The organism is Streptomyces amakusaensis (assembly GCF_039532665.1).
Taxonomy (GTDB): Bacteria; Actinomycetota; Actinomycetes; order Streptomycetales; family Streptomycetaceae; genus Streptomyces; species Streptomyces amakusaensis.
The window spans coordinates 53,419-79,442 of the sequence record NZ_BAAASB010000013.1; the positions used below are offsets into that span (position 1 = coordinate 53,419).

The following is a 26,024-nucleotide window of genomic DNA, read 5'->3' on the forward strand; positions in this document are numbered from 1 at the left end:
CACCACCCGATCGCGTCAGTCACACCGACGCTACGACGGCGGCCCGGCGGAACACCTCACCACGAGGGTTCCGGCGGGCCGCCGTCCGCGTCACGGCCTCATGAGGGCCCGGGCCAGCTCCCAGGGGTCGTGCGCGCTGAAGACCGTGACCTCTTCCGCGTGGTCGCGGTCACGGTCACGGTCACGGTCGCCAAGGAGGTCACGCAGTCGGTCACGGGCGGCGACGCGGGCGACGGCATCGGTTTGCGCGCCCTGCTGGACCGGATCGAGGACGGGGTGCGACAGGGGCGGGGTGTGCTCCACCTCGCCGTGATGGAAGTACGCGTCGCCCGCGTGCAGCAGCCATCCCCGGCTCCCGTCGCTGTCGCTGTCGCGCACCGCCATGCCCGCGTGCACTCTCCTCGGGGTCCAGCGAGGGCCGCGCGTGGGTCACCCAGTCGGAACCCAGTGTCTCTTCGGGACGCTGTCGGTCGGCGGTGCCCAGACCGGTGTCGACAAGCATCAGCCCGTCCGAGGCTGTCTCGATGAGCAGGCAATGACATACGACAGCCAATTCGCGGTTCGTGACACCCGCCGCGAGTTGTTCGCCGAGCGGCGGAATCTCGCGGAGGGAGCCGCAGTTGATGTGATGAATGCCCCGGTGCCGGCGGCGGCCCGCTGGAGGACTGCCCGAAAAGCGCCCTCGTCCCGCCCGTCCAGGAACCGCGCTGCCCCGTCGACATCACCCTGGCCGCGCTGGGAGGCCGGTGGACCCCGCTGGTACTGCGGGAATTCCTGCGGCGCGGTCGGACCACCTACTCCGACCTGTCCGCCGCCCTGCCGACCCTCTCGGACAAAGTCCTCTCCGATCGGCTGACCCGGCTGACCAGCGCGGGCGTAATCGAGCGCCACCGCACCCCCGGCTGGCCCCCGCGAGTTCGCTACACCCTGACCTCTCAGGGCAGGGCACTGGAGCCAGTGGTGCGCAGCATGTGGGAATGGGGCGCAGCCCGGCGGGAGGATCTCAACGAATCGGCGGACCCTCTGGAGAGTCTCTGACACTCAGTGATCGTCGTCGGCGGCACCGGTTCGTCTCTGCGGTAACCGGCCACCTGAGTCTTCACGCTTCACCCTGAGGTCGTGGAAACGACTCCGCCCCATGGGGGATGAGCCCGGTCCGCGAGGGTGATCCCTCGGCGCGGTCGCCGGGCCAGGCTGAAGTCATGTCCCCGAAGATCCTTCACACTCCCCCGCCCGTCGACGACACCGAACGCCCGGTCCCCCGCTGGGCGATGCGCCTCGCCCACGCCCGCTCCCATGGCTTCTGCTGCCGTCGTGCCTGTGGCGGCTGCCCTTCGCCTTCCACTTCGAGATGGGCCAGGTCCAGGGACTCGGCATGCCGCCGTACTGGATCAGCGTTCCGTACGTTCTCGGGCTCAGCGTGCTCTCCGAAGCGATCGCGCTCCTCGCCATCGGACTGGTACGGGGCTGGGGCGAGGTGGCACCCGCCTGGATCCCGGTCATCGGCGGCAGGCGCATACGGCCGATGGCGGCCGTCGCCCCCGCCGTCATCGGCGGCCTGGCCCTCACCGCGATGTTCACCGGCATCCCCATCGGCGACGGCCAAAGGTTCACCCCGTACGGTGTCATCGATACCGTCCACTACACCAGCGAGGCCTGGCAGGCCCTCGCGACGGTGTGCATCGCCCCCACCGCCCTGTGGGGGCCCGTCATCATCGCCCTGGCCGTCGCCTACTACCGCCGCCGTCGGGCAGAGCCCCGAACGGGCGAGTGAGGTGAGTGGGGCGCATGGGCGCTTCCGCCGACGCGCCGTCCGGCTCCATGAGGGCGTCGTGCATCCCGGTCCAGATCCATTCGGCCTGGTTGTCGTCGGCCTCGGAGAGCGCGAGGGCGATGAGCCTTGTGGCGGCAGGTGTCCCCACGCGGGCCAGGGCTTCCGCCGTCCGGCGGGTCACCGCTGTGTCCTCGGAGTCCAGTAGCAGCCTCGCCAAGGCTTCCGCAGCCTCAGGGGCGTCGGCGAAGGAAGCGAGGTCGCGTCCGGCGCGAGCGCGTACCGGCCATGAGGGAGACGAGGCCTCGGCCAAGGCCGTCTCGAAACCACTCGTCATCTCCGACACGGTCACACGCTCTCATGGCCGATGAAGCGGGCCAAGCCGAGCCACCGGGTGCCATGATCACTCGGCGGCCTCGGGCCGCGCCCGCGACGGCGTAACCAAGCGAAGGGACCTGGCATGCGCAAACTCGTCCACTACATCGGCACCACTCTCGACGGCTTCATCGCAGGCCCGGACGGCGGGGACCCCACCGGTCCGAACGGCTTCTGGCCCATAGCCGAGGACTACGTCCAGCACCTCGTGACGGAGTACCCGGAAACCCTGCCCGTCCAGGCCCGGCAGGCCCTGTCCGTCACGGCCGGGGGCACCCACTTCGACACCGTGCTCGAAGGGCGGCGCAGCTACGAGATCGGCCTCGCCGCCGGCATCACCGACGCCTACCCCCACCTCCGCCACCTGGTCTTCTCCCGCACCCTGACCGAGAGCCCGAACCCGGCCGTCGAACTCGTCGCCGACGACCCGGTGGCCACCGTTCGCCGGCTCAAGCACCAGGACGGCAAAGACATCTGGCTGCTCGGCGGCGCCGGGCTCGCGGGCTCCCTGTACTCCGAGATCGACACCCTGATCCTCAAAGTCGGCCCTCTGACCATCGGCAACGGCATCCCGCTGTTCTCCCGCGAAGCCACCTTCGACCCGCGCACCTGGACACTCGCGGACCACACCGTCCTCAAGAGCGGAGCGGTGTTCCTCACCTACACACGCGTCAGCAACTGAAGTGAGTACCTCGGCCGCGCTTCCGTCGACGCGCGACCGAGGACCCGCGGAAGCCACGTACGCCCTGCTTACCCGTGGGCGGCGTCGCGGTGGTCGCAGGAGGACGGGCAGGAGGAACGGGCCTCGACACGGACGTCGTCGATCACCGGGCCGTTGGCCGCGGTGGGGCCCGTGGTGCTGACGAAGGCGACGGTTGTCGTGGAGGCGTTGGCCACGAAGACGAACTGGCGCGTGACGTACCCCATGGCCGCGTAGGTCTTGCCGGTGACGTCGAAGGAGAAGTTCTGCAACTCCTGGCCGTCGATGAGGACCTGGCCCGTCTTCACGGCGGGGGCGGTGTCGGTGGGGTTGCCGGCGAGCGCGTAAGTGACGGTGTACGCGGTGCCGGGGGTGGTGGTGAAGGTCTGGCTCACCGCGCTCGTGCCGTTGAGGTCGACGGACTGGTCGCCCTCGGCCGCCTGCCAGGTCCCGGCACCGATCAGGTCGACCGCTCCGAGGGTCACGGACCACGGTCCGATGTCCTCTCCCGGGAAGTACGGGGTGAAGAGGTTGGCGGGGGCCCTGGGGTATTCGAAACTGCCGTCGTGGAACCGGCTGACGGGCGGCACCGACGCCACCGCCGACGCCGCACTGGAGCTGACGCCCGCACCGGCCAACAGCAGGGCGGCCACGGCCGTGGCGGCGGAAACACGTAACGAGAACATGAGGGCTCTCCCTGAGACGCGAACGTGAACGTGGACGTGAACGGGATCTTTGATCGTGATTCGTCAGGCTACGGCGGCCCGGCCCTTCGGGTGGAGACGCTGTGAGCCGCCCCGAGCGGCGCTTATGAGCGCTGAGCAGCGCTCGGTTCAGCCCCGCGCCCCCTTCAACCGCCCCCGGAACGGCGCGACACACCACCGTGGAACGTCTGCCCCGACGAGTCGGAACAGTTGGAGCTGATCGACGGCAGTGCGCTCAGTAGGCTGAGGCATCGATCGAAGGAGCACCGCGCATGAGTTTCCGCCTCAAGGCGATCACCCGTGAGGAGCATCTGGCCTTCATCACGGCCAGGCCCTCGGCCAGTCATATGCAGCTTCCTTCCTGGGGGGATGTGAAGCCGGACTGGCGGGCGGAGAGTCTGGGCTGGTTTGACGGCGGTGGCCGTCTTGTCGGCGTGGGGCTGGTGCTGCTCCGGCCGCTGCCGAAGATCAAGCGGTACCTCGCCTATCTGCCCGAGGGGCCGGTCATCGACTGGGAAGCGCCGGATCTTGAGCGCTGGCTGAAGCCGATGCTCGCGTATCTGAAAGCGCAGGGCGCTTTCTCGGTGAAGATGGGCCCGCCGGTCGTCGCCCGCCGCTGGAGCGCGGAGGCGGTCAAGGCCGCGATCGCGGATCCGCAGGCCAGACAGCTGCGTGACGCCAGGGCCACCACGCACGAGCCGGGGGCGTTCGATGTCGCGGACCGGCTTCGGCGGATGGGCTGGCAGCAGACCGAACCCGGCGGCGAGGACGGCTTCGCCGCCGGTCAGCCGCGCTATGTGTTTCAAGTTCCGTTCGCCGGACGCTCGCTGGAGGACATTCAGCGCGGGCTCAACCAGCAGTGGCGTCGCAACATCAAGAAGGCCGAGAAGGCGGGCGTCAAGGTCGTCCTCGGGAGCCATGACGATCTGCCCGCCTTCTACGCCCTCTACGTGGAGACCGCCGAACGCGACCGGTTCATCCCACGCCCGCTGGCCTACTTCCAGCGCATGTGGGCCGCGCTGACGGCCGAGGACCCCAACCGTATGCGCCTCTACCTCGCCCACCACGAGGGCGAGGTCCTCGCGGCGGCCACGATGCTGACCGTCGGCGAGCACGTCTGGTACTCCTACGGTGCCTCCACCAGCCGAAAGCGCGAGGTCCAGCCGAACAACGCGATCCAGTGGCGGATGATGTCCGACGCCCATGAACTCGGCGCGGGCATCTACGACTTCCGGGGCATCACCGACACTCTGGAGGAGAGCAACCACCTGCTGGGCCTGCTCCGGTTCAAGGTCGGCACCGGCGGTCAGGCCGTGGAGTACCTGGGCGAGTGGGACTTCCCGCTCAACAAGCTGCTGCACAAGGCCCTCGACCTGTACATGTCCCGCCGCTGACTCACCTCATGGGCCGTCAGGCCAGAACCTCGACATAGCCGTCGGCTCCGTGCACGCGGATCCGCTGCCCGTCCCGGATCAGCCGGGTGGCGCGGTCCACGCCCACGACGGCCGGCAGGCCGTACTCCCGGGCGATGACCGCGCCGTGGGTCATCAGGCCGCCGACCTCTGTCACCAGGCCCGCGATCCCGACGAACAGCGGGGACCAGCTGGGGTCGGTGAAGGTCGTGACCAGGATGTCGCCCGCTTCGAGGTCGGCATCCGCGATGTCGAGGACGACCCGCGCCCTCCCCTCGACGGTCCCGGCGGAAACCGGCAGGCCGACGAGGGCACCGGCCGGTACGTCCTCGCGGCGGTACGCCCCGGTGACGGCCTCGCCGTCCGAGGTGAGCACGCGGGGCGGGGTGAGCGCGGCGTACGACCGGAACTCGTCCTTGCGCTGCCGGACGAGTCCGTCGTCCACGCGCTGTGAGCGCACGGCCTCGTGGAATTCCGGGAAGGTGAGGAAGAAGACGTCCTCCCGCTCGGCCAGTACGCCGGCTCGCACCAGGCGCTCGGCCTCGGCGAGCAGGGCCCGCCGGTAGACGAGGTAGCGGCTGACGATGCCGTACTTCGGGTACTCCCGGTAGCCGATGAAGGTCCGCACCCGGTCGATCATCCGCTTGGTCTCGTCGGCCTTCCGGTCCCCGTCCGGCAGGGCCCGCAGACGGGACAGCACGTCGGACTCCTTCTCCAGCGCCTTCTGCCGCCCTTGCTCGAAGCGCCGGCCTGCGGCACCCGGTCCAAAGTTCCTGACGTTGTCGAGGATCGCCGGGACGAGTGCGGCGGGCCGCTCGCCCCAGCGCGGCCGGGTGATGTCGATCTCGCCGACGCAGCGCATGCCGTACCGGTCGAGGTAGCCCTCCAGGGCCTCGCGCGCCTCGGCTCCGCCGGGCAGCTTCACCAGCCCGTCGAGCCCGTCGCGGAAGTCCTCGTCCCCGACGCCCCGCAGGAATTCCACCACCTCCGGGTACGGGCGGATCGCGTCGGCGACGTCGAGCAGCTCCAGTCCCATCTCGGAGGTGATGTTGCCGGGGGCGGACAGGGTGAGCGTGTCGGCCGCGTTCTTCTCGCCCAGCCATTCCCCCAGCCGGTCGTTGAGCCACCAGGTGGCTTCCATCCCCGCCATGATCGCCTGAAGGCTCAGCGGATCGGCGAGCACTCGTTTGTGCTCCTCGAAGGCCTCCAGCAGGAAGTCGAACAGCGCCGGTCCGGTCTTCGTCCGGATATCGCGCTCCAGCGCCGCGACGGAGGCCCGGCTGCGCTCGACCAGCCCGGTGACGACCGCCGGGTCCGTCGCGACCGGGGCACCCACTGCGGCCAGCGGCCCGCTTGGTTCCGGGGCCGCTTCCGCTTCCGGTTCCGATTCCGGTTCCGGGAGCAGGGGGACGAAGTCGTCGCGGTCGAGGACGGTCTCCAGCGCGTCCCTGGCCAGCGGGTCGTCCCTGCCGATGAGACCCAGAAGACCCGCCCGGCCCGCGGGCGAGGTCAGATGCCCGGTGACGTCGACGAACAGCCGCCCGCCGGCCTCCCGCATCGGTGCCATGGCCGTCAGCTGCCACACGGACAGGCCCAGGGGCTTCATGGGGTCGGTCATCATCTGCTGATGGCCGACGGAGACGTAGACACGGTTCTCCCGGTCGCCCGTCTCCGCGACGGGCACGGGGAACAGAGTGGTGATCGGCCGGCTCTGAACGATCCGGAAACCGTCCTCCACCAGACACCATTCGATGTCCTGCGGTCGGCCGAAGCGCGCCTCGATCCGCCGCCCGAGCCCTACCAGCCGTACAACCTGCTCATCGGTCAGCGCCGGCTGCCGCTGCCGCCGCGATTCGACCGCCACCTCCCGGGTGCCGCCGGTCGGCACGGCGAGGACGGCCCGCTGCTTGGCCGCGACGGTCCTGGCCACGACCTCGTCGTCCCGCACCGCGAAGACATCCGGGTTCACCAGACCGGAGACCAGCGCCTCACCGAGGCCGAAGCCCGCGTCCACGGTCGCGACCTTCCGGTTGCCCGTGACCGGGTCGGCCGTGAACAGGATCCCGGACGCGTCCGGGAACACCATCCGCTGCACGACCACCGCCATCTGGACCGTACGGTCGTCGATACCGTTCCGCCGCCGGTAGACCACCGCCCGCTCGGTGAACAGCGAGGCCCAGCAACGGCTGATGTCCCGGAGCACCGACGCCGGCCCCACCACGTTCAGATACGTGTCCTGCTGCCCGGCGAAGGACGCCGTCGGCAGATCCTCCGCCGTCGCGCTGGACCGTACGGCATAGGCCGCGTCCCTGTCCCCGTACCGGGAGAGCGCCCCGACCACCGCCTCCACCAGACCGTCCGGGACCACCGCCCCCTCCACCGCCCCGCGGACCTCCGCGCTGAGCGTACGAATCGCCTCCCGGTCATCCGGGTCCACCCGCGCCAACCGGTCGAGCCGGTCCCCGATCCCCGGGATATCCGCCATCACCCGCCGAAAGGCATCCGTCGTCACACAGAAACCCTCCGGCACACGAACCCCGTCGATCCGCGCCAGCCCACCCAACTGCGCACCCTTGCCACCGACGACCGCTGTCCGCGTCTCATCGACCTCTTCAAGATCCAGCACATACGTCTCAGCCATCGCGACCGGCGTCTCCCACTCCGTCGAACCACCTGCTGGTGGCGTCGGTGGACGATTTTCCGCCCAGACCGGGGCCTTGTGGCAAGCCCCCCAGTGCGCTATAAGTTGAGAACGGCAAGGAGAGGTCTGTCCATCTCCTTGCCTTTGTTTTTTGGGTCGGGGCAGTAGGGCTTGCGGCCCGGCCGTTCGAGCCGCGGTCAGTCGTCCAGCCGCGCGAGAGCCTGGGCGATCAGCGCTCTCGCCTGCTGCCCGTACACGGCGGACCGCTTCAGCAGGTCGAACGCCTTGGCGTAGAGCGCGATCTCCCTGGGCTGGGTAACGGAGAACTCCGCCGAGTAGGTCTCCACAAGGACGAGCTTGCTGTCGAACATGGAGAAGGAGTTGCCCGGCCAGATGTGCATCGGCGCGCCGGCGGGGAGGATCCCGAGGCTCATGTGGGGAAGGGACATGACAGCGAGGAGGCGGTCGAGCTGGCCTCGCATCACGTCCGGTCCGCCGAAGTTGGTGGAGAGGGCCTGTTCGGCGAGGAGGACGTTGAAGATCCTGTCTCCCTTGTAGAGGTATCGCTGGCGTTCCATCCGCTTGGCCACGGCGGCGTCGACGTCGTCGGGGATCTCGTAGTAGTCGACGACCTGGCGGAAGGTCTCTGCCGCGTACTCGGCCGTCTGGAGAGTGCCCCAGACCACGGTGGGATGCCAGATCCGGAAGACCTTGGTCCTCGCGTAGACCGGGAGTGCCTTGCGCTGCCGGGGCTCCGCCCCTGCCTGGAGCTGACGGCGCCACTCCAGCCGCAGTTCCTCGATGTGCCGGACGGTGGCGATCAGGTCGTCGGCCTGGTCCTGGGTATGGGTCAGCTCGCACCAGACGCGGATGTCGTCCTCGCCGGCGTTCTGCCGCCCGTTCTCGATCCGGGAGACCTTCGACTCCTGCCACCCGGTCGCGGCGGCGAATGCCCGACCGCTGGAGTACCCCGCGTCCTTGCGGAATCCCCGCAGTCGGGCACCCAGTGCTTCTCGCTGTGCCTGTGCTTCGGTGCTCACTGATGGATCAAGGCTTGTACTCGGGGTGGGGGACGGCGATGGACCAGAGCCGGTCCCGTACGCGGACGCACTCCGCCACGGTCCCGGGGTCCGTCACCAGCTCGGAGCCCAGGACCCGGCCCTCCGCGTCGAAGTACCCCACGGCGAGGAGCCGGTCGTCGAACAGCCACCAGTCGTTGCCCGCCACGGGGAAGGCGATGCCTTCGGGGAGACGATGCCGGGGCAGCCATCGGATGTCCTCGCCGGCCTCCGTGTTGAGGCGCGTCAGGGAGTGTTCCCACTCAACGTACTGGGAGTGCGGCTCCGTGACGACGCGGACGCGGCGCACGGTCTTGCCCTCCCCCGGGACCCGCTTCATGAGTGTCATCCACGGGTCCAGCCACGCGTAGTCGTCGGGCTCTCCCCGCTGCCAGCGGGCATACGGTGTGTCCTCGACGGGGGAGCCGTAGTCGTCTCTCAGCTCCAGATGGAACGCGTCCCGCGCGAAGCTGCCGAACAGTTCGTCACGCTGGGCGCTGGTGATCAGCTCCACCGCTCTCCTCCAGTAGGGCTGTGATCGAGGACGTTCGCAGTTCTTGATCTCGCCGGCTGGCAGGCCGTCCTTGGTCAGGTGCTCGAACAGCTCGGTCGGGACCTCTACGACCGTGTGGCCGTCCGGCACGTCGAGCCGCATGAGCAGGTCAGCCGCGAGGACCTTCCAGCCCTGCACGACGTAACTGTCCCGGTCGCTGGCGTACAGGGTGGGGCTGTCTCCCGGGGTGGAGTTCTTCCCAAGGAACCGTAGCTTCATGGCGGTTCTCCCGTCCGCGTCCTTGCTCAGGTTTGCGCGATGTCCTCGATGGTCGGCGAGTCGTTCGAGCCCGTCAATCGTGTTGCCGCAAACTCGCGCAATCTTTTTGAGAGTTGATGGGCGCTCGCCCTAACGTCATTCGGGAGCCCACGCCAAGAGCGAGGCGCACCACGACCTGGAGGTGCCCCGAATGGATACCGCAGTAGTAGCGTTACGCGATCCGAAGGAACTGCTGGGCGAGGAAATCTGGGACCGGGAGGCCAAGCTCCTGACCCGCGACTACCTCATGGACAGCGTGATGGCGGGCCGGCTCCTCGGCCAAGCCGTCGCGTACCTGATCACCGCCATGGAGACCATGGGCGAGGATCTGGAACTCGGCTGCGGCGAACTCGTCGACGTGGCCGTGCACACCCTCATCCTCGACACGGCGAACTACGCCGCGTTCTGCGAGAAGTACAACAACGGGCAGTTCCTCCATCACATCCCCGAGATCGACCGCAAGGCCGACGGCACCGTCATGCGGACCGCGGCCGTCGTCGAGCAGCACGGGTTCGAGGTGGACTGGCCGCTGTGGGAGCGCGACTCGTCGAAGTGCTCCCCCTGCGCCCAGGGCACGAGCTGCCACTGACCGGCAGGGACACAAAGCCGGGGTCGCCCATAGGGGGTGGCCCCGGCCGTCACGTTCAGCGCTGTCGTCGGAGCCGGACGGACGGATCCTCAACACCCACTCCAACGAGGAACATCGCCACATGAGCGTTGAGAATTACTGGGATCGCTACGCGACCGGAGCCGTGACGAAGATCGGCTCGGTACAGGATTCCGTCGACAAGGGGTTCGGCTGGACGCAGTACGACCACCACGGCCCCGCCGAAGAACTGCTCCACCAGCCCCAGAGCGCCCTGGAACTGGGCTGCGGCAGCGGAAACGAGGTCGCCCACCTCGCCCGCAAGGGCATCGCCACCACAGGCATCGACCTCTCCCCCGTACAGATCCGGTACGCCAAGAAACGCTGGGGCGACATCGAGGGAGCCCGCTTCCACCTCCGCGAGGCCGTCGACTTCCTGACCACCACCGAGGAGACGTACGACGCCGTCTACTCGGTCTGGGGCGCCTTCTGGTTCACCGACCCCCGTCGCCTCCTGCCCGCCATCCACAAGCGCCTCAACCCCGGCGGCGTCCTGGTCTTCTCCCAGGCACCGGCCGTCGAGGGCTGCTACGGCGCACAGGGCATGTACGGCAACGGCTTCACGGGGAAGGTCCTGCCGGTCCAGCGGTGGGCCTACTCCGAGGAGATGTGGCACGGCATCCTGATGAACTACGGCTTCCTGGAAACCGAAGCGCGCGTCCTGGAAGCCCCTGACCCCGAGAACCTGGGCACGCTAATCGTCCAGGCCCGGATCCGGTAGCCGGCACAGCATCCCCTGTCGGCCACCCGCACCAGGTGGCCGACAGGGACCCGGTACCCGCGCTCCAGGATGTCCAGCGGGGGAAGTCCCCCCGCGATCTTCACCGTCTCCACGCTGACGTGAAGATCCGCAGGATCAGGCAGGCGATGCAACACAGTTCGTCCAAGCAGTCGTTCGGGTCGTCGACGATGCCGCTGGCCTTGTCGAGGCAACTCGACTGAACATTTCCGAGAACGAGACAGTGGTGGGGTCCCTCGCCATAGGGTGCAGTTCTCCCTGCCGAGCGACAGGGAGAACTGCCGCCAAGGACGCTGAGCCGGAGGTACAGAGGAATGTCGAGTTCTCCGACGTTCAAAGAGCTGTTCCGCGACTGCCAGAGGACGGCGATCCATCTGGAAGCACGCGATGCCTACAGCAAAACGGACTCGGCCTTCGTCGACTGGAAGGCCGGAGAGTCCATCGATCCCGCCGAACGCTGGGGTGGCTGGCTCTCCATCGTTTCGGAAGCGGTCTCGCGGGGTGTCGAAGTACGTCGGGCGCGCATCGTGTCGACACCGGTCAGCGAGTACATCCGCTTTGAGCACGAGGTCACTCAGGGCCTCAACATCAAAGCGGGCGAGCAGGTGCGATGGCTCCCCCGGCGGAGGGCTTCGGACCTGCTCCTTCCGGGCAGCGACTTCTGGGTGTTCGACTCCCGGCTGCTGTATCTGAACCACTTCGATGGAGAGGGCGAGGCCACAGAGCCGGAGATCACTGACAACCCGGAGTTGGCCAAGCTGTGCGGATCGGCCTTCGAGGCCGTCTGGGAGCGGGCGACACCGCACGCCGAGTTCACCCTCTGAACCTCACCTGCTGCTCTGCTAGGTCGAGAGGTCGACCGCTGGGGCTTCGGATCCCTTTGATTCGCAGGCTACTGAGGGCGCATCGGCCGAGGTCACCCAAGGTAGGGAGTCGGCCGGTTCTCCAAGAAGTGTGTCAACCGCAGCCGCTGGGTGTGGTGCATGGGTAGCGCGGCCAACTCGCCGGGGTCCACGAACCGAAGTTCTGTGCTCTCGTCAGAGATAGCCGGCGTCCCGCCGATGACCTGCGCCCGGAAGCACACGTTGAACTGTCGCCGTACCTCTCCGTCGCTGTACGCGATGATGTGGCGCGGGTCGGTGTAGGTACCGACAAGGCCCGTAATCTCTACATCCAGCCCGGTCTCTTCTCGGACCTCCCGGACAGCCGCTCCCGGCAGCGACTCGCCCATGTCCATTCCCCCGCCCGGCAGCGCCCACAGGTCGTTGTCCCGGCGACGCTGGAGGAGGATGCGGTCCCGGTCATCGGTGACGACGGCGGACGCCGCGACAACCATGCTGTTGGGCTTGGGGGCGTTCGGGTCGTCGTAATACTCGGTCCGTGCCATGGATTCAGCCTTCCATCGGCCCCGCGCAGGCGGGGACAATCCCCCAGCCCTAGAGGCTGCGGCATCACGTCAGGCTGTCTGGTTATCAGGACGGCGAGGAGCCCGGCGGAAGCAACGCAGCGCGAATCGGCCGTTCTGGGATGGCATCCGCCTGTGCCCTTGACCAGAGCCAGGCGCGCAGGGAAAGTCGCACGCAACAATGCGCAACCGACTCTACGTGGGAGGGCACCATGAACCTCACCTTCGTTGGGATCGATCCGGAGACGACTGGTGGCGGCTCCGCGACCGTGTGGGTTGAAGAAGAGACGGCTGATCTGGTCCTTCAGGGCAAGGAGGCCAACGGGCTTCTGAAGGAGATGATCGGGGAGGCCGAGTGGGTGCCAGGCCATGATCGGGGTATCCCCGACCACGAGACCGTAATCCGTATTCCGGCCCGCATGGTGCCGATTTCGAGGAAGGCGTGTGATGTCGCAGAACGGCGTTCCGGACTTCGCTGAACTACTGCGATCGGCACGGCACACCGCCGTGCACCTGGAGCTGCGGGACATTTACGACGTCGGTGACGAGACCAACAGCTTTGACCGGTTCCTGCGGACCGGGGCGGTCGACCTCGACCCTGAGTCGGCGCAGTGGCAGGGGTGGACTCCGCTGGTGCGCGAGGCAATCAGCCGGGGTGTCGTCATGCGCCGCGCCCGGATCGTCTCCACACCGGTCACGGACTACATCCGGTACGAACACGCCATGACACCGGTCAACGTCGCGATCGGTGAGCAGGTCCGCTGGCTCCCGCGCGACCGGGCCTCGGACATCGCACTGCCCGGCAACGACCTGTGGCTGATCGACGACCGCCTCGTTCTCTTCCACTTCTTCACCGGGGTCGGCGACTGGGCCGGGCACGAGTTCACAGAAGACCCTGACGTGGTGAAACTCTGTACCTCGGCATTCGAAACCGTGTGGGAGCGAGCCACTCCCCACGACGATTTCACCGTCTGACCCCTCACCTGCTGCTCCATGCCTTCGTCCCCGTCCTCAAGCGCTCAGGCCGCCCGCGAAGCTCTCGCCGTGCGTCTGACGCACCTTCGCAAGGATGCCGGCCTCACAGGGAAGGATCTTTCCGCCCGATGCGGCTGGCATCCGGCGAAGACGACCCGTGTCCAGAAGGGCGAGGTGGCCCCCACTGACGCTGACATTCGCGCGTGGTGTGTCGCCTGCGGTGCAGCTGATCAGACGGAAGATCTGATCGCCACCGCGCGGGCGGTCGACTCCATGTACATGGAGTGGCGTCGCCTGCACCGCAACGGGATGCGCAAGGTCCAAGAAGACTTCTACACACTGCACGAGAACGCCCAGACGTGCCGTGTGTACACCTCGAACGGCATTCCTGGTTTCTTCCAGACACCCGGATACGCGACGGCGCTCATGCGCAGCATCACGGACTTCCAAGGCACCCCCGACGACGTGACCGAAGCGGTCGCCGCGCGGGTGGCTCGCAGTCGATTCCTGTATCAGGGTGGGCATCGCTTCGTGGTGCTGGTCGAAGAGTGGGTACTGCGGACCCGAATCGGCGATACCCGGGTGATGTCCGACCAGCTCTCGCACCTTCTTTCAGTGATGCCGCTGGCCAGCGTTTCGCTGGGGGTGATCCCCTTCACTGCGCAGCGTGCCATCTGGCCACTGGAGGGCTTCTACCTGTTCGACAACCGGCACGTGGTGGTCGAGACGCTGACGGCCGAGATCAATGTGAAGCAGCCGCGCGAGATCGCCGACTATACGAAGGCGTTCCGGGGGTTGGGCGAGATGGCTGTATACGGTTCGAAGGCCCGGAAGTTGATCGAGTCTGCGATCGACGCTCTCTGAGTTGGCGCGCAATTCTCCGCAACTTCGTTGCCTTCCCTCCTGCCGCATCGGCAAGGTTGTCGCACTGCCCAAGCGCTGCACGATGGGTGCTGATCCCCACCCATCGGCCCGGGCATTGGACGAAAAAACTCTCAGCCCTGCCCTCTGACGGGCCTGTTTCCCATCCCCGGAAGGAACCGTCATCTCGGTGATCGCTGCCAGAGCCGTCGCCATCGTGGATCCGACCGCTCTTCGCGCCGCATGAGGTGATCTCAGACTTCTCGTCGGCCCTCCAGCGGAGGCCTGCGAGGGGGAACCCGCCCCGGCATCAGCTCGGGAAAGCACGCCAGGGCGGGCTGTAGGTGCACAACGGCCCGGAGACGGACTCCGGGTCGCCGTACCCAGAGGAGGGTACCGCCTTGTCTCTGAAAGAAGCACTCGCCCGCGAGGCCACCATACGCGGTGGCGACGACGACAACACCGATATCGAGGACGGCGACGGCCAGGGCGGAAGCGGTTCGCCCGGCCACTGATCACCGGCCACTCCAGGAAAGGGGCCCCGGTCGAGGATCGGGGTCCCGCCGGCCGCCATGTCGAAGCGCACGAACCGGAATTCAGACTCAGGCCCGATATTCTCCCTCTCTGAGGTCTCTGCCATGCATCTCTTGGTCGTCGACTGGGACTACTTCTTCCCCACCCCCGCGGCAGGCGGGCCACAAGGACCGCACGACGATCTTTTCAAGTGGGCAGTCGCTGAAGACGAGTTCCACACGGAAACCATCTGGGAGGCGCGGCACCGCGACTTCACAGCAGCCGGTGTCGAGCTGCCGCAGGTGACGGGCTGGCGGGGTTTCTGGCGCAGGTTCCGCTTCTCTGCCGGAACCGTGCTCGTCTATGCCGACAGCAACGCGTGGGCGGGACTGCTCTGGCCCTCGGACCTCGGCCGAGCCGAGGAGCACTGGGATTCGGTGCACCTGTACGACGCGCACCATGATGCCGGGTACCGGCAGAACCACCGGAGCTTCGAGCAGTGGAGAACGTCGGGCGACGGCATCCGGTGCGAGTCCTGGATGCTCGCGCACCACTGGGCCGGGGCTTCCCTCCACGTCCGCTTCCCGCCTTGGCGGCAGTCGCTCGACCGCCCTCGGGAGGAACCACTCGTACCCGTCGACATGACGATCGACGACGGGCAACCACCTACCGCTGCCTTCGATCTGGTCTTCGTCTGCCGGTCCGGCGCTTGGGTGCCGCCGTGGTGCGACGGGGCGTTCACCGAGTTCCTTCACAGCGCCCCGCTACCGAAGACCGTGTTCGGACGGAACCGTTGGGTGCATCCCCGTCCGGACCCGGCCCGGATGGCAAAGGTAAAGCGGGGGCTGTACGCGAAGGTCGAGGAGATGAATCGCGCCGGAGTGGGGGAGGCTCCGGGTGGGGGCAGGGAGTGAAGGAGGGGCCTGGGCAGGGGGCGCGGGTGGTGGTTCTCGTGGTGCTTGGATGTTGGCTTGAGGCGCGGATGCAACTGAATGAAATGGGCCTTGATCGCTGACAGAAGGCCAGGTCAGGAAGTGTCGGCCCCGCGCGTGCGGGGGTGTTCCGGTGATCATGCACCCGAGGCGCTGGGCCTGGTTGTCGGCCCCGCGCGTGCGGGGGTGTTCCGCCCAGGTCGTCATCGCGCTCCTCGCGCACCTCGTCGGCCCCGCGTGTGCGGGGATGTCCCCAGACCTTGTAGGGAGTTTCCCGTGAACCGGATCATCACCGCTGCCGCTGTGTTGCTGGCGCTCGTCACCTTCCCTCTGTCGGCCGATGCGGCCGAGCATGTCTCGGCAAGGCAGGGGAGCGTGTGGTGCGAAGCCTGCTTCCCCTCATAAATCCAAGGGGGAGGCAGGCAAGGGGCGGTCCGTCATCCTGGCGAAGGTCACTGCCGTCTGCGTCGGCACCAAGGCGGTCACTCTCCTGTGAAACTCGGCAAGAAGTACGTGGGGCGGACCCATGACATCAGGTGCCAGGGAGGTAGTTTTCGCGTGATGTTCCGCGTCTCGGGAAAGGTGAACGGGAAGATGCGCTACGGAAACTGGGGTGCCGGGGACCCGAAGAAGAACCCCTGTGGCTGAGCTGGAAGCCCATCCGGTCCGGACGATCTTCCGGAAGGCAGCCACCGACTACCAAGCGCCCCTGCTCGAATCGGAGGGGTTCAGCGTTCTTCTCGCCACAGGGGACGGGAACACCGACCTCACCGCAGCGATCCTCCCCGAGCCGACGACACGGCTGTGGGTCGGCGGCTACCCGTGGTCGGACTACGACTGGGGGCCCGGGGAGTGGGGCGACGGTGACGTGGGCGAGCTGGACGACCTGTCCGCCGCTGTCTCGGCCGTCCAGAGCGGCGACGGCGAGCTGTACTTCCGCTCCCGCGACGGCGAGTTGGAATACGTCGGGGGCCGGCTCGGGGACCACACCATCAACCCGCCGTTCGACGACGCTGTCGCCCTGCGTCGCACTCTGGCTCCTTGGGCCAGCCCTCCGGGGTAACCCCCCTCTCTCTTGCCAGGGGAGGTTGAAGGGCGCGGCAGAGGGAGGTCCGAGCTGGACGGGCGGCTCTGGGCGCGAGGCAACTAAATGAAATGGGCCTTGATAGCTGACAAAAGGCCAGGACAGGAAGGGTCGGCCCCGCGCGTGCGGGGGTGTCCCTGGTGCGACGCTCTGGACGCCGCTGCCCCCGCCGTTGGCCCCGCGCGTGCGGGGCACCCCCTCACCTCCCCGTCAAAATCCCCAGCGCCGTCCGCAAAATCAGCTCGTCCGTCGCCTGCGACGGACTCCCCCCCACCCCCGACCGCAGCAGCGAGCTGCCCTCGATCAGCGCGATAAAGGTCTCCGCCCGAGCCCGAACCTCCTCGGCCGGAACATCCGGCGCATGGGCACCGATCCGAGCCGCCACCAAGTCCGCGTACTGGACGTAGAAAGCGCGAACCGCCGTCGCCACCGACTCGTCGCGAGCGGCCAGAGCCCAGAGCTCGACGAACACCCGGACCAGCTCGGCGTCGGTCTGCTGAGCGAGAAGAACCGTGACGAGGTCGTCCAAAGGCGCGTCCGGAGACGAGGGAACAGCAGCGGCCACCTCGTCCAAGGAGCGCTGGAGGATCCGGGCGAGAAGCTCGGACACCAGGGCGTCGCGGGTCGAGAAGTAGTACTGAAGATGACCTAGACGGACGCCCGCCGTGTCGGCGACCGCGCGGAGGGAGAGGGCCGAGTGGCCGCCAGCGATCAGAGTCGTCTCGGCGGCGTCCAGGAGGGCGGCGCGGCGGGCCGTGCCCTTGGCGGTGGTCACGCCGCCGCCCGGGAAGGGGCGTCGGCGAGGGAGACGGAGACGCCTACGTCGGAGAGGGCACCCAGCACAGTCCCCGGGAGCGGGTGGGACTCCGGGAAGGCAACGCCCGCGCGGGCCGCAGGAGCGCCGTCTTCGCCGAGCACTCGGCGCAGACCGAGCAGCCCGCCCATGGCGGTCATGTGGGCCTGGCCGAGCGGGTCGGTCACGGTCGCGGTGAGAGAACCGGCAGGGCCGTGGGCCTCGATGCGGAGGATGGCGGTGCCGCCTTGGCCCGGGGAGTAGAGGAGGCGGTGGCGGAGGGGGCGCCAGCGGGGGGAGCGGGTGTGGCGGAAGAAGCCGGATTTGGCGAGGGTGAGGAGGGTGGTGGTGGAGGTGGGGCTGCTGAAGCCGAGGCGGGTGGAGACGGTGTGGGGGTTGAGGGTGAGGGGGAGGGTGAATTGTTCGGGGGTGTCGATGCGGGCGACTTTGGTGCGGTGGGGGCCGATGGGGAGGGTGCGGGGGGAGGTGAGGGGGGTGACGACGGTGGGGTGGCCGGATTGGAGGATTTCGAAGTCGACGCCGAGGCGGTCCATGAATTCGACGGAGTCGACGCCGGCGCGGTCGGAGAGGTCGTAGCGGATGGCGGTGTCGAGGGTGTCGAGGCCGCCGAGGCGGTCGGCGAGGGCGGCGGCGACCAGGGGGACGACGCCGCCCATCCAGCCGGAGGAGAGGAGGACGGGGGCGGAGGGGGAGGCCAGGGAGGTGAGGGTGATGGCGCGCTGCATGCGGGCCGTCCAGCGGGTGACGTCGACGTAGGGGATGCCGCCGGCGAGGGCGGCGCGGAGGACCCGGTCGTCCGGGTCGTTCACCAGGCTGACCACCGCGCGTACGGAGGCGTGGAAGGGCTCCGGCGACGCCAGGTCCCACCGCGTGGCCTCGGCAGAACCCTCGGTCGAGATCTCGGCGCACAGGTCCGCCGCCTTCTCCGGTGAGCGCCCCGCCAGCAGCAGCGGCCATCGGCCCCCCACCGCCCGCGCCAGTTCGGCGCCCACCGTCCCGTATCCGCCTACGAGCAGAACCGGCCCTTCAGGGACGTGTACCAGCTGATCCGTGTCCATGAGAGCCACTATAGGTCACTCGACCTAAAAGCGTTATCGGGTCCTGAAGCGGCGGAAGAGGTTCCGGGCGACGTACACCCCGGGGCCGCCGAAGCCGACGATGTCGACGCGTCCGTCGCCGGTGATGTCGGCGAGGAAGCGGGGGTGGCGGTCGACCCGCCAGCTGCCCGCGTGGTCGTTGTATCCGAAGCCGCGGGACACCAGCTGGGCCCGGTCGAAGCGGCCGTCGCCGCGGCTGTGGGAGACCCAGACGCCGTCGTCGCCGAAGCCGACGAGGTCCGGGTTGCCGTCGCCGGTGACGTCGGCGAGGAGGCGGAGGTGTTTGGCGCTCCGCCACCCCTGGAGGTGTCCGAAGTCGTTCAGGACGAGCTTCGAGGGCTCGAAGGTGCCGTCGCCGCGCCCGCGTGCGACGACCACGCCCTGCGGGCCGAAGCCGAGGAGGTCCGGGGCTCCGCCGCCGGTGGTCCTGACCAGGAAGCGGGGGTGTTCCTCGACCGAACTCCACCCCTGGTCGACGCCGAAGTCGTCGAGGACGTACAGCGGATCGGCGAATCCCCCTTCCTCGTCCTGGAGGGAGACCCAGACGCCGTCGTCGTGGCAGCCGACCACGTCAAGCCTGCCGTCACCCGTGGTGTCCGCCAGGAAACGAGGATGCTTGTCGGCCAGCCACCCGCCCGCCTTCTCGCCGTGCCCGAAGGCCCGGAGGACGGGCTCGTCGGCGACCGGTGCAAACTTCCCCTCCTCGTCCTGGAGGGAGACCCAGAGACCGTCGTCGTGGCAGCCGACCACGTCAAGCCTGCCGTCACCCGTGGTGTCCGCCAGGAAACGAGGATGCTTGTCGGCCAGCCACCCGCCGGCCCCCTCGCCGTGCCCGAAGGCCTTGAGGACCGGCTCGCCGCCCGCGGCCTCGAATGTCCCGCCTTCGTCCTGGGGGGTCACGCGGACGCCGTCGGCGGCGAGTACGACGATGTCGGCCCTGCCGTCGCCCGTCGTGTCGGCGAAGGTCCACAGGTCCGAGGGGCTCGGGGTGGGCAGGGGTGCGTGCAGGACTCGTTCGTCGCCGTCGTCGAAGGTGGCGTCGCCCCGGCTGGACGACGTCACGGCCCCCTTCTCGGGGTCGAGTCCCACGATGTCCTCCCGCCCCGCTCCCGTGGTGTCGGCGAGGAATCGTGTGCCGGCCTCGGCCGCCCACCAGCCCGGTTGGCCGTCGTGGGAGCGGAGAGGACGGCCGGCCGCGCCGCTCTCCCAGCCGCCGGCGGTCTCGTCGCTCCCGAACCGCTCAAGGACCAGCAGCAGGTCGCTGAAGGAGGGCGTCGCGCCGGGCGCGGGGCGCAGGGCGGTCGAGCGGGTCAGCCGCCAGGACAGGCGGCCGTTCCAGTGGGTCAGCGGCGTCCAGCTGAGCACGGGGTCGCTGGTGCGTTCGGGCTCGGCCGGGACGAACCGCCAGCGCTGGCTCTCGGCGTTGTCGTCGTGCTCGCGCAGAACGACCCGGATGCCCTCCCCGGGGGAGGACTCGGCAAGGTCAAGGTCGAGGTCAAGGTCGAGGACGGTGTGGTCGGTCGCGCCCTCGATGAAGTAGAGCCCGGCCTCGCCCTCGACGGGGACGATGTTCCACTGCTGGCTCTTCTTGCCCTCAGCGGCGTCCGACTGGCGGACGCCCTGGTCGGGGGCGGCGGGGCTGTCGAGCGCCTTGCCGCTGACCGCGTTGCGGATCACGTACGCGTGACTGTCCTGCGCCTGCCCGCCCGGCGCGCCTTTCGCGGGCGGTACGGGCACGAGCCGCCACCGCTCCGGGCTCGGGCCGTCGTCGCCGAAGTCGCGGACGACGAGCGCCCCGTCCGGGCTCGGCACGGCCTTGCCGCCGAGGGGTTTCCCCGTGGCGGCGTTGACGATCTCCAGCTTCAGTTCTTCCGTGGGCACGGGCATCGTGGTGCCTCTTCCAAGCGGCGCGGGCCTTGGCCCGGGAGGGTCGGAGGGATTGCACGGCAGCGGTGACGGATCACGTGAAGACGTGGTGGTACGGGACGTCCCACTCGCCGGGCAGCCTCGGGTAGAACGTGTTGATGACCGTCCCGGTGAAGTCCCCGCCCCAGTTGTAGGTGAGGCGCGCCTCGCTGTCGGCCGTCACCGCGTGGTCCTTGAACCCGAGGATGGTGTCGGGGTGGGTGATCGGTACGAAGGTGATCCCGCCCCACGGCGTCACGGTGACGACCCAGAGCTGGGTGTCCTCGGGCGCGCCGTTCTTCCCGCGCCACTTGTCGCCGACCTTGCCGGGGAGGCCGACCTGGAGGGTGTCGGCCGAGCTCTTGGGGGCGTCCTGGTTGGCGGTGATGCGCCTGCGCCGGGGCTTCGGCGCGCCGTCGTCGCCGCGCCCGGTGACGGCTTCGCCCGCGACGACGTCGGCGGGCTTGGGTGACACCTGGCCCGCCGCGCTCTCGATGAAGTAGAGGGTGCGCTGCCCGAAGAAGCCGCCGGGGGTGATGTGCCAGAGGTGGCCCTGCGCCTCCTTGGTGTCCGGGTCGAGCGCGGTGGCCAGCTTGACGCCCTTGTCGTGGCTCTCCTCCTTCAGCTCGGCGGGTCGCAGATAGCCGCCGTTGAAGGCGTGGACGAGCATGACCGGGCGGTTTTCGAGCAGTGCCGCCACGATCGCGTTGTCGTAGCTGTTCACCGCCACCGGGCCACCGACCACCAAATTCGACATCGCCGTGCGCTCTTGGGTGTACATAGCGGAAACCTCACCTGTCCTGAATGTGGAATTGCCGTCGACTCAATCGCTCAAACACCAAACGCCCAAGCACCCAATCGCCTTCCCTTCCTATCGGTCCGGAGATCGGGAGCAGCGGTTCAACTTACCTCTGCCTTCAGCGAGTTGGGATCACCCACCGAGGCTTTATCACTCGATTGAGCGGCATGCACGGAGGCGTCTTCCCGGGCAATGGCACCCGTGATAACTTCGATTTTCGGAACATGCGCATATGTCTGTTTTCACTTCACCGAGCGCGATTCGGCCGGATCAGTCGAGGACGAGAAATGCCTTCCAACGCGTACAACCTGGAACGTGCCAAGCGCCAGCCGCTGACAAAGAAGAATCTGCGGGAACTGAATATCGAGCAGACCTGGCAGTCCGTCCTGGACCACCCCAGCCTGGTCTACGTCGACGACTACGGCAGGCGGCACAGGCCCGTCGGGTTCTCCGTGAACAAGTCGAGCTTCGGGATCTTCCCCGGGACCGCTCACAAGCTGGGCTGGCTCGCCTATATGAACCTCGGGGAGCCGCTGATCGAGGAGCGGCGCAACATCGACCAGCCGCCGCCCGACACGTTCTCCTCGCGCACATACGCCAATCGCAGCCAGACGTCCACGATGAACTTCACCGATTCGGTCGAGTTCACCGTGTCGAACCAGGTGACGTGGTCGCTCCAGGGGGATGCCCGGCTCACCTTCGGCGGCAGCGTCGGCGCGGAACTCCAGCTGCAACTGCAGAGCCAGCTCCAGCTCGCCCTTCAGGCGGAACTCGGGGCACAGCTCGGGGCTCAGGCCGGGGCGCAGGTCGGGACACAGCTCCAGAACGACCTGAACAACAAGAACACGGTCACCGTGACCAATAAGAACAGCAAGGACAACATCGGGGTCGACACCGCCAACGCGACCGAGACGGGCGCGAAGAACTCGATGACGAACTCGGCGGGGGCCTCGGTAGGGGCCTCGGCCGGCACCTCGGCGAAGACGTCCGTGACGGGCTCGGTGGGGTTCACGACCCAGGGCAGTGCCGCCGGGAAGGCCGAGCTGAACGCCCAGCTGATGCAGAGCATCACGGCTTCCGTCGGCGGTTCCCTGACCACCGGCTGGGCTTCGAAGTCGGAGATCTCGGGCGCGGTCCCGCCGGGTTCCCGGGTGGAGACCATCGTGACGCAGCGGCGCACTCGCAAGCAGTACTCCTACGAGATCCCGGTGACCTTCTCCGGGCTGCTGGCGGTGCAGTACGACGTGCCGGTGGCGGTGCTCTCTCCCCCGCAGTCCGGGGTCCACCCCGGCCTCGACCGGCTGGTGGCCCGTGAGATCGGCGGCATCGGCCTGGCGGGCGGCGGCTTCCGCATGAAGGGGCTGGCCGAGGTCGTCTCGGCCCTGGAGGTCCACCACACGATGTTCGACGGCGAGGGCCTGACCGGCAGCGACCGGGCGCTGCACAAGAGGCCGTAACAGCCTCAGCCGCAGCCGCCGCAGCAGCTCCAGAAGCCTTGACCGGGCGGGCAGCACCGCCATGACACGACCAGGAGTGACGACCATGGTGTTCAACAACATCTTCGACTTCGCGGGCAAGGGCGCGGGACTCTTCTCGGTGACGACCGACGGTGCCAAGCCGCAGCCGGGGGCTGGTGTCGACTTCGAGGACTCCGAGGACGACACGTACGACGACAAGACCACGAGCCTGTTCAACAGCGGGATCCACGGGGCTTCCTCCCGGGCGAAGGTCGTACGGGAGGAGTCGCCCGAGGCGCGCGCCATCCTGGGCTTCCTCGGCTCCTTCATCCAGACCACTCAGGCGTCGGCCGGTGCGCAGGCCCAGTACGCCGGCGATCCCGGCTCGGTGTCGGGGGTGGCGTCCGCCGGCATGCGGGAGTCGAGTCCGACGGTGACGGAGCACAGCGGCCTCCAGAAGGACGAGGATCTGGAGAACATGCCGAGGAAGAGCGATTTCGCCCAGCCCCCCACGGCTCAGCCCCCGCAGTCTCCCGAGGCTCCGGAGGCTCCGACGCCCAAGCCCCCCTCGGCTCCGAAGGCTTCCAAGCCCGCCGCCGAGGACCCGCCCTCCACTTCCCAGTAACGGAGTCCGGAGGGAGTTCCGAGCGAGTTCCGCGGGGCCAGGGGCGAGGGCGCCCCTGGCCCCGCGGGCGTCACAGCGGGAGCAGCTGCCACTGCCGTTCGCGGTGGTCGCCCTCCGCCCCGTGCTGCTTGATGGGCGTACGGGCGTTGGTGTCGACGCGCAGCAGCAGACCACTGTTGCGGTTCGCGATCTCGTACACCCTCGGGGTGTCGGTCTGGGGGCCGACGGGGATCAGCCGCCACTGCTGGTGGTGGGCGTCGCCGCCCTCGTAGGCGCGTTGTGCGACCAGCGCCCCGGCCGTCTCCTGCGCTTCGACGACCTCCAGGACCTTGCCGCTGCGCATGTTCTCGATCGTGTAGAGGACTTCGCCGTTGTCCTGGCCCGCCGCGACCAGCCGCCAGCGCTGGTGGTCCCGGGGGGCGGGGAGGGCCTGGTGGATCTCGGCCCCGTCCTTGGTGGACTCGCGCAGGACTCCCATCCGCAGCTTGCTCCGGACATTGGCCCAGGAGACCACCGCGCCCGAGTCGGGCAGTCCGGCCAGCTTCGGCGAGGCGATCTTCCGGATGCGGTGGTTGAGGTGGTCGGCGATGTAGAGGGTGTCGACGCAGTCCACCGCGAGCCCCGTCGGGTTGTTGACCTGGGCCGAGGCCGCGGGGCCGTCGTCACCGCCGAAGCCTCCGGCCCCGGTCCCCGCGACCGTACTGATCACACCGTCCGCCGCGACCTTCCGGACCCGATGGTTGCGGTAGTCGGCGATGTAGAGGGCACCGGCGCTGTCCACCATCACCCCCATCGGAAAGTGGAGCTGGGCCGAGGCGGCGGGGCCGCCGTCGCCGCCGAAGCCTCCGACCCCGGTCCCCGCGACCGTACTGATCACACCGTCCGCCGCGACCTTCCGGACCCGGTGATTGTCGGTGTCCGCGATGTAGAGGTTGCCCGCGCCGTCCACCGCCACTCCGTACGGGCGGTTCAGCTGAGCCGCGACCGCCGGCCCGCCGTCACCCCTGGACCCCCCGGCCCCGCTCCCCGCGACCGTACTGATCACACCGTCCGCCGCGACCTTCCGGACCCGATGGTTGCCGTAGTCCGCGATGTAGAGGGCACCCGCGCCGTCCACCGCGACCCCGTGCGGGCGGTTCAGCTGAGCCGCGACCGCCGGCCCGCCGTCACCCCTGGCCCCCCCGGCCCCACTCCCCGCGACCGTACTGATCACACCGTCCGCCGCGACCTTCCGGACCCGGTGGTTCTCGGTATCGGCGATGTAGAGGTTGCCCGCGCCGTCCACCGCCACCTCGCGCGGACCGTACAGCTGGGCCGAGGCGGCGGGGCCGCCGTCTCCCCGAGAGCCTGCGGACGTGATCCCGGCGACGGTGGTGATCCTCCCGTCGGTCGTGATCTTCCGGACCCGGTGGTTGCTGTGGTCGGAGAAGTAGAGGGTGCCGGTGCTGTCCACCGCGATGCCGTACGGACGGTTCAGCAGCGCCGAGACGGCGGGCTCGCTGTCGCCCTTGAACCCTGCGGTCCCGGTACCCGCCACCGTGCTGATCGGAGGAGCGGAGTCCTCGCCGCCCTTGGCTGCCGTACGAGCAGTGCTCATCGTCATCCCTTCACCGTTCAACCGGCCACCCTGCACGGGTGGTTATTGATTGATTCCAGAAAGTCACATGAGCGTCGGGGTTGGCAAGATCACTTACGGGTGATCCTCGCGCGGCACGTTGACGCGACCTGCCGACGCGCGACAGGCGGCCCCCGCCCGAAGGCGGGGGCCGCACGTGTCACGCGGAGGGAAGGCTTAGAAGACGCTCAGGCCGTGGATGCCGAGCGGGCGGGTGACCGGCTCGTAGAAGGTGATGCCGCCGGAGGTGCAGTTGCCGCTGCCGCCGGAGAGGAGGCCGTGGGCGGTGTTGCCGCTGAAGAGGGGGCCGCCGGAGTCGCCGGGCTGGCCGCAGACGTTGGTCTGGATGGTGCCGTAGACGACCTGGCCGCCGCCGTAGTTGACGGTGGCGTTGAGGGCGGTGACGTTACCGGTGCGCCAGCCGGTGGTGGAGCCGCTGCGCTCGACGCGCTGGCCGACACTCGGGGTGTTGGCGTTGATGATGTCGCGGTAGGTGCCGTTGTGGAGGTAGACACGGCCGTCGGCGTTGGCGTTGTTGGCGTGGCGGATGACGCCGTAGTCGTACGTGGGGAACTGGCCGGCGGCCACGTTGCCCAGGGTGCCGCCGCTGAAGGTCCAGGAGGGGCGGCCGTTGGTGCAGTGGCCGGCGGTGAGGGCGTAGTAGACGCCGCCGCCGACGACGTTGAAGCCGAGGGAACAGCGCGCACCGGTGCCGTAGATGGCCTCGCCACCGGCGATGAGACGGTTGAACTTGCCGGGGGTGTGCTTGATCTGAAGGGCCCCGGCCTGGTCGCCGGCCGTCTTCTTGATCTTGGCTATCTCGGCGGCGGAGACGGTGCTGTCGACGGTGACGACGACCTTGCCCGTGGCCTTGTCGGTGTACCAGGAGGTACCGCCGATGTCGGCCTTGAGGACGCCGTCGCTCGCCTTCGCGAGCTGCGCGGCGCTGGGGGTGGCGGTCGCGTGGGAATCGGCCACGGCGGTGGGGGCGGCGAGGGCGGCGGCGGTGACCAGGCTGGCGGCGACCGCGAGCAGTCGCGCACCTCTGGTGAACTTCTTGACCTTCACGAATCCTCCAGAATCCG

28 protein-coding genes are annotated in these 26,024 nt (G+C 68.6%); 15 read left to right on the forward strand and 13 right to left on the reverse strand.

The features are described 5' to 3' along the window. Positions 1 to 90: 90 nt before the first annotated feature. On the reverse strand, positions 91 to 384 hold the full coding sequence (locus tag ABD371_RS23000; protein ID WP_344479723.1) for an MBL fold metallo-hydrolase: 294 nt from the start codon (positions 382 to 384) through the stop codon (positions 91 to 93). Positions 385 to 774: 390 nt separating this feature from the next. Here ABD371_RS23000 and ABD371_RS23005 point away from each other — a divergent pair, with 390 nt between their 5' ends. Then, on the forward strand, positions 775 to 1,038 hold the full coding sequence (locus ABD371_RS23005; protein ID WP_381734222.1) for a winged helix-turn-helix transcriptional regulator: 264 nt from the start codon (positions 775 to 777) through the stop codon (positions 1,036 to 1,038). A gap of 313 nt (positions 1,039 to 1,351) precedes the next feature. Next, a complete protein-coding gene (locus ABD371_RS23010) occupies positions 1,352 to 1,774 on the forward strand; it encodes a hypothetical protein (RefSeq protein ID WP_344479725.1) in 423 nt (140 codons plus the stop codon). On the opposite strand, the gene ABD371_RS23015 is transcribed toward ABD371_RS23010, so the two are convergent. Beyond that, on the reverse strand, positions 1,713 to 2,108 hold the full coding sequence (locus ABD371_RS23015; RefSeq protein WP_344480017.1) for a HEAT repeat domain-containing protein: 396 nt from the start codon (positions 2,106 to 2,108) through the stop codon (positions 1,713 to 1,715). The two genes, ABD371_RS23010 and ABD371_RS23015, sit on opposite strands and share 62 nt — an antisense overlap. A gap of 123 nt (positions 2,109 to 2,231) precedes the next feature. Here ABD371_RS23015 and ABD371_RS23020 point away from each other — a divergent pair, with 123 nt between their 5' ends. Continuing rightward, complete coding sequence (locus ABD371_RS23020) at positions 2,232 to 2,828, forward strand: dihydrofolate reductase family protein (protein ID WP_344479726.1); 597 nt, start codon at positions 2,232 to 2,234, stop codon at positions 2,826 to 2,828. Between the two features lie 68 nt (positions 2,829 to 2,896). Here ABD371_RS23020 and ABD371_RS23025 read toward each other — a convergent pair whose 3' ends face one another. Next, positions 2,897 to 3,532, reverse strand: a complete 636-nt coding sequence (locus ABD371_RS23025; protein ID WP_344479727.1) for a choice-of-anchor C family protein — start codon at positions 3,530 to 3,532, stop codon at positions 2,897 to 2,899. A gap of 290 nt (positions 3,533 to 3,822) precedes the next feature. Here ABD371_RS23025 and ABD371_RS23030 point away from each other — a divergent pair, with 290 nt between their 5' ends. After that, positions 3,823 to 4,944, forward strand: coding sequence for a lipid II:glycine glycyltransferase FemX (locus tag ABD371_RS23030; protein WP_344479728.1), 1,122 nt, complete (start codon positions 3,823 to 3,825; stop codon positions 4,942 to 4,944). Between the two features lie 16 nt (positions 4,945 to 4,960). Here the strand turns inward: ABD371_RS23030 and rph are convergent, their stop codons facing one another. From rph to ABD371_RS23045, 3 genes are all read right to left on the reverse strand, one after another. Further along, on the reverse strand, positions 4,961 to 7,603 hold the full coding sequence (rph, locus tag ABD371_RS23035) for a rifamycin-inactivating phosphotransferase (RefSeq protein WP_344479729.1): 2,643 nt from the start codon (positions 7,601 to 7,603) through the stop codon (positions 4,961 to 4,963). Between the two features lie 197 nt (positions 7,604 to 7,800). Next, entirely contained in the window at positions 7,801 to 8,643 is an 843-nt protein-coding gene (locus ABD371_RS23040; RefSeq protein WP_344479730.1) for a helix-turn-helix domain-containing protein, read from the reverse strand. Positions 8,644 to 8,650: 7 nt separating this feature from the next. Next, complete coding sequence (locus ABD371_RS23045; RefSeq protein ID WP_344479732.1) at positions 8,651 to 9,433, reverse strand: DUF6879 family protein; 783 nt, start codon at positions 9,431 to 9,433, stop codon at positions 8,651 to 8,653. A 190-nt stretch (positions 9,434 to 9,623) separates the two neighbouring features. Here ABD371_RS23045 and ABD371_RS23050 point away from each other — a divergent pair, with 190 nt between their 5' ends. The 3 genes from ABD371_RS23050 to ABD371_RS23060 all read left to right on the forward strand — a co-directional run bounded on the left by ABD371_RS23050 (position 9,624) and on the right by ABD371_RS23060 (position 11,681). Beyond that, a complete protein-coding gene (locus ABD371_RS23050) occupies positions 9,624 to 10,061 on the forward strand; it encodes a glycine-rich domain-containing protein (protein ID WP_344479734.1) in 438 nt (145 codons plus the stop codon). Between the two features lie 121 nt (positions 10,062 to 10,182). Then, positions 10,183 to 10,839 carry a class I SAM-dependent methyltransferase gene (locus tag ABD371_RS23055; RefSeq protein ID WP_344479735.1) on the forward strand — a complete coding sequence of 219 codons (657 nt, stop codon included), beginning with the start codon at positions 10,183 to 10,185 and terminating at the stop codon, positions 10,837 to 10,839. Between the two features lie 332 nt (positions 10,840 to 11,171). Beyond that, positions 11,172 to 11,681 (forward strand): DUF6879 family protein, encoded by a 510-nt coding sequence (locus ABD371_RS23060; protein WP_344479737.1) that lies wholly within the window; start codon positions 11,172 to 11,174, stop codon positions 11,679 to 11,681. Positions 11,682 to 11,773: 92 nt separating this feature from the next. Here the strand turns inward: ABD371_RS23060 and ABD371_RS23065 are convergent, their stop codons facing one another. Beyond that, entirely contained in the window at positions 11,774 to 12,244 is a 471-nt protein-coding gene (locus ABD371_RS23065; RefSeq protein ID WP_344479739.1) for an NUDIX hydrolase, read from the reverse strand. 230 nt (positions 12,245 to 12,474) lie between these two features. Here ABD371_RS23065 and ABD371_RS23070 point away from each other — a divergent pair, with 230 nt between their 5' ends. The 6 genes from ABD371_RS23070 (at position 12,475) to ABD371_RS23095 (ending at position 16,606) form a co-directional block, all read left to right on the forward strand. Further along, entirely contained in the window at positions 12,475 to 12,741 is a 267-nt protein-coding gene (locus tag ABD371_RS23070; protein ID WP_344479741.1) for a hypothetical protein, read from the forward strand. Continuing rightward, positions 12,710 to 13,237: a DUF6879 family protein gene (locus ABD371_RS23075; protein WP_344479742.1), complete on the forward strand. Its 528-nt coding sequence runs from the start codon at positions 12,710 to 12,712 to the stop codon at positions 13,235 to 13,237. Before ABD371_RS23070 ends, ABD371_RS23075 begins: the two co-directional genes overlap by 32 nt. Positions 13,238 to 13,255: 18 nt before the next feature. Further along, positions 13,256 to 14,101 carry a helix-turn-helix domain-containing protein gene (locus tag ABD371_RS23080; protein WP_344479744.1) on the forward strand — a complete coding sequence of 282 codons (846 nt, stop codon included), beginning with the start codon at positions 13,256 to 13,258 and terminating at the stop codon, positions 14,099 to 14,101. A 644-nt stretch (positions 14,102 to 14,745) separates the two neighbouring features. Beyond that, positions 14,746 to 15,525, forward strand: a complete 780-nt coding sequence (locus ABD371_RS23085; RefSeq protein WP_344479746.1) for a hypothetical protein — start codon at positions 14,746 to 14,748, stop codon at positions 15,523 to 15,525. A gap of 294 nt (positions 15,526 to 15,819) precedes the next feature. Continuing rightward, on the forward strand, positions 15,820 to 15,948 hold the full coding sequence (locus ABD371_RS23090; protein ID WP_344479748.1) for a hypothetical protein: 129 nt from the start codon (positions 15,820 to 15,822) through the stop codon (positions 15,946 to 15,948). Positions 15,949 to 16,183: 235 nt separating this feature from the next. Continuing rightward, entirely contained in the window at positions 16,184 to 16,606 is a 423-nt protein-coding gene (locus ABD371_RS23095) for a hypothetical protein (protein WP_344479749.1), read from the forward strand. Between the two features lie 220 nt (positions 16,607 to 16,826). Here ABD371_RS23095 and ABD371_RS23100 read toward each other — a convergent pair whose 3' ends face one another. The 4 genes from ABD371_RS23100 to ABD371_RS23115 form a co-directional block, all read right to left on the reverse strand. Beyond that, complete coding sequence (locus tag ABD371_RS23100) at positions 16,827 to 17,402, reverse strand: TetR/AcrR family transcriptional regulator (RefSeq protein WP_344479751.1); 576 nt, start codon at positions 17,400 to 17,402, stop codon at positions 16,827 to 16,829. Then, a complete protein-coding gene (locus ABD371_RS23105) occupies positions 17,399 to 18,499 on the reverse strand; it encodes a saccharopine dehydrogenase family protein (protein WP_344479752.1) in 1,101 nt (366 codons plus the stop codon). Before ABD371_RS23105 ends, ABD371_RS23100 begins: the two co-directional genes overlap by 4 nt. A 33-nt stretch (positions 18,500 to 18,532) precedes the next feature. Beyond that, positions 18,533 to 20,425, reverse strand: a complete 1,893-nt coding sequence (locus ABD371_RS23110; RefSeq protein WP_344479754.1) for an FG-GAP-like repeat-containing protein — start codon at positions 20,423 to 20,425, stop codon at positions 18,533 to 18,535. A gap of 73 nt (positions 20,426 to 20,498) precedes the next feature. Continuing rightward, entirely contained in the window at positions 20,499 to 21,224 is a 726-nt protein-coding gene (locus ABD371_RS23115) for a hypothetical protein (RefSeq protein WP_344479755.1), read from the reverse strand. A gap of 305 nt (positions 21,225 to 21,529) precedes the next feature. On the opposite strand from ABD371_RS23115, the gene ABD371_RS23120 reads away from it, so the two are divergent. Together ABD371_RS23120 and ABD371_RS23125 are read left to right on the forward strand one after the other, a co-directional pair. Further along, on the forward strand, positions 21,530 to 22,699 hold the full coding sequence (locus ABD371_RS23120) for a hypothetical protein (RefSeq protein WP_344479757.1): 1,170 nt from the start codon (positions 21,530 to 21,532) through the stop codon (positions 22,697 to 22,699). Between the two features lie 85 nt (positions 22,700 to 22,784). Further along, positions 22,785 to 23,324, forward strand: coding sequence for a hypothetical protein (locus tag ABD371_RS23125; RefSeq protein ID WP_344479758.1), 540 nt, complete (start codon positions 22,785 to 22,787; stop codon positions 23,322 to 23,324). 70 nt (positions 23,325 to 23,394) lie between these two features. Here ABD371_RS23125 and ABD371_RS23130 read toward each other — a convergent pair whose 3' ends face one another. Next, positions 23,395 to 24,921, reverse strand: coding sequence for an NHL domain-containing protein (locus ABD371_RS23130; protein ID WP_344479760.1), 1,527 nt, complete (start codon positions 24,919 to 24,921; stop codon positions 23,395 to 23,397). A gap of 195 nt (positions 24,922 to 25,116) precedes the next feature. Further along, positions 25,117 to 26,007 (reverse strand): S1 family peptidase, encoded by an 891-nt coding sequence (locus ABD371_RS23135; RefSeq protein WP_344479761.1) that lies wholly within the window; start codon positions 26,005 to 26,007, stop codon positions 25,117 to 25,119. Positions 26,008 to 26,024: the final 17 nt, after the last annotated feature.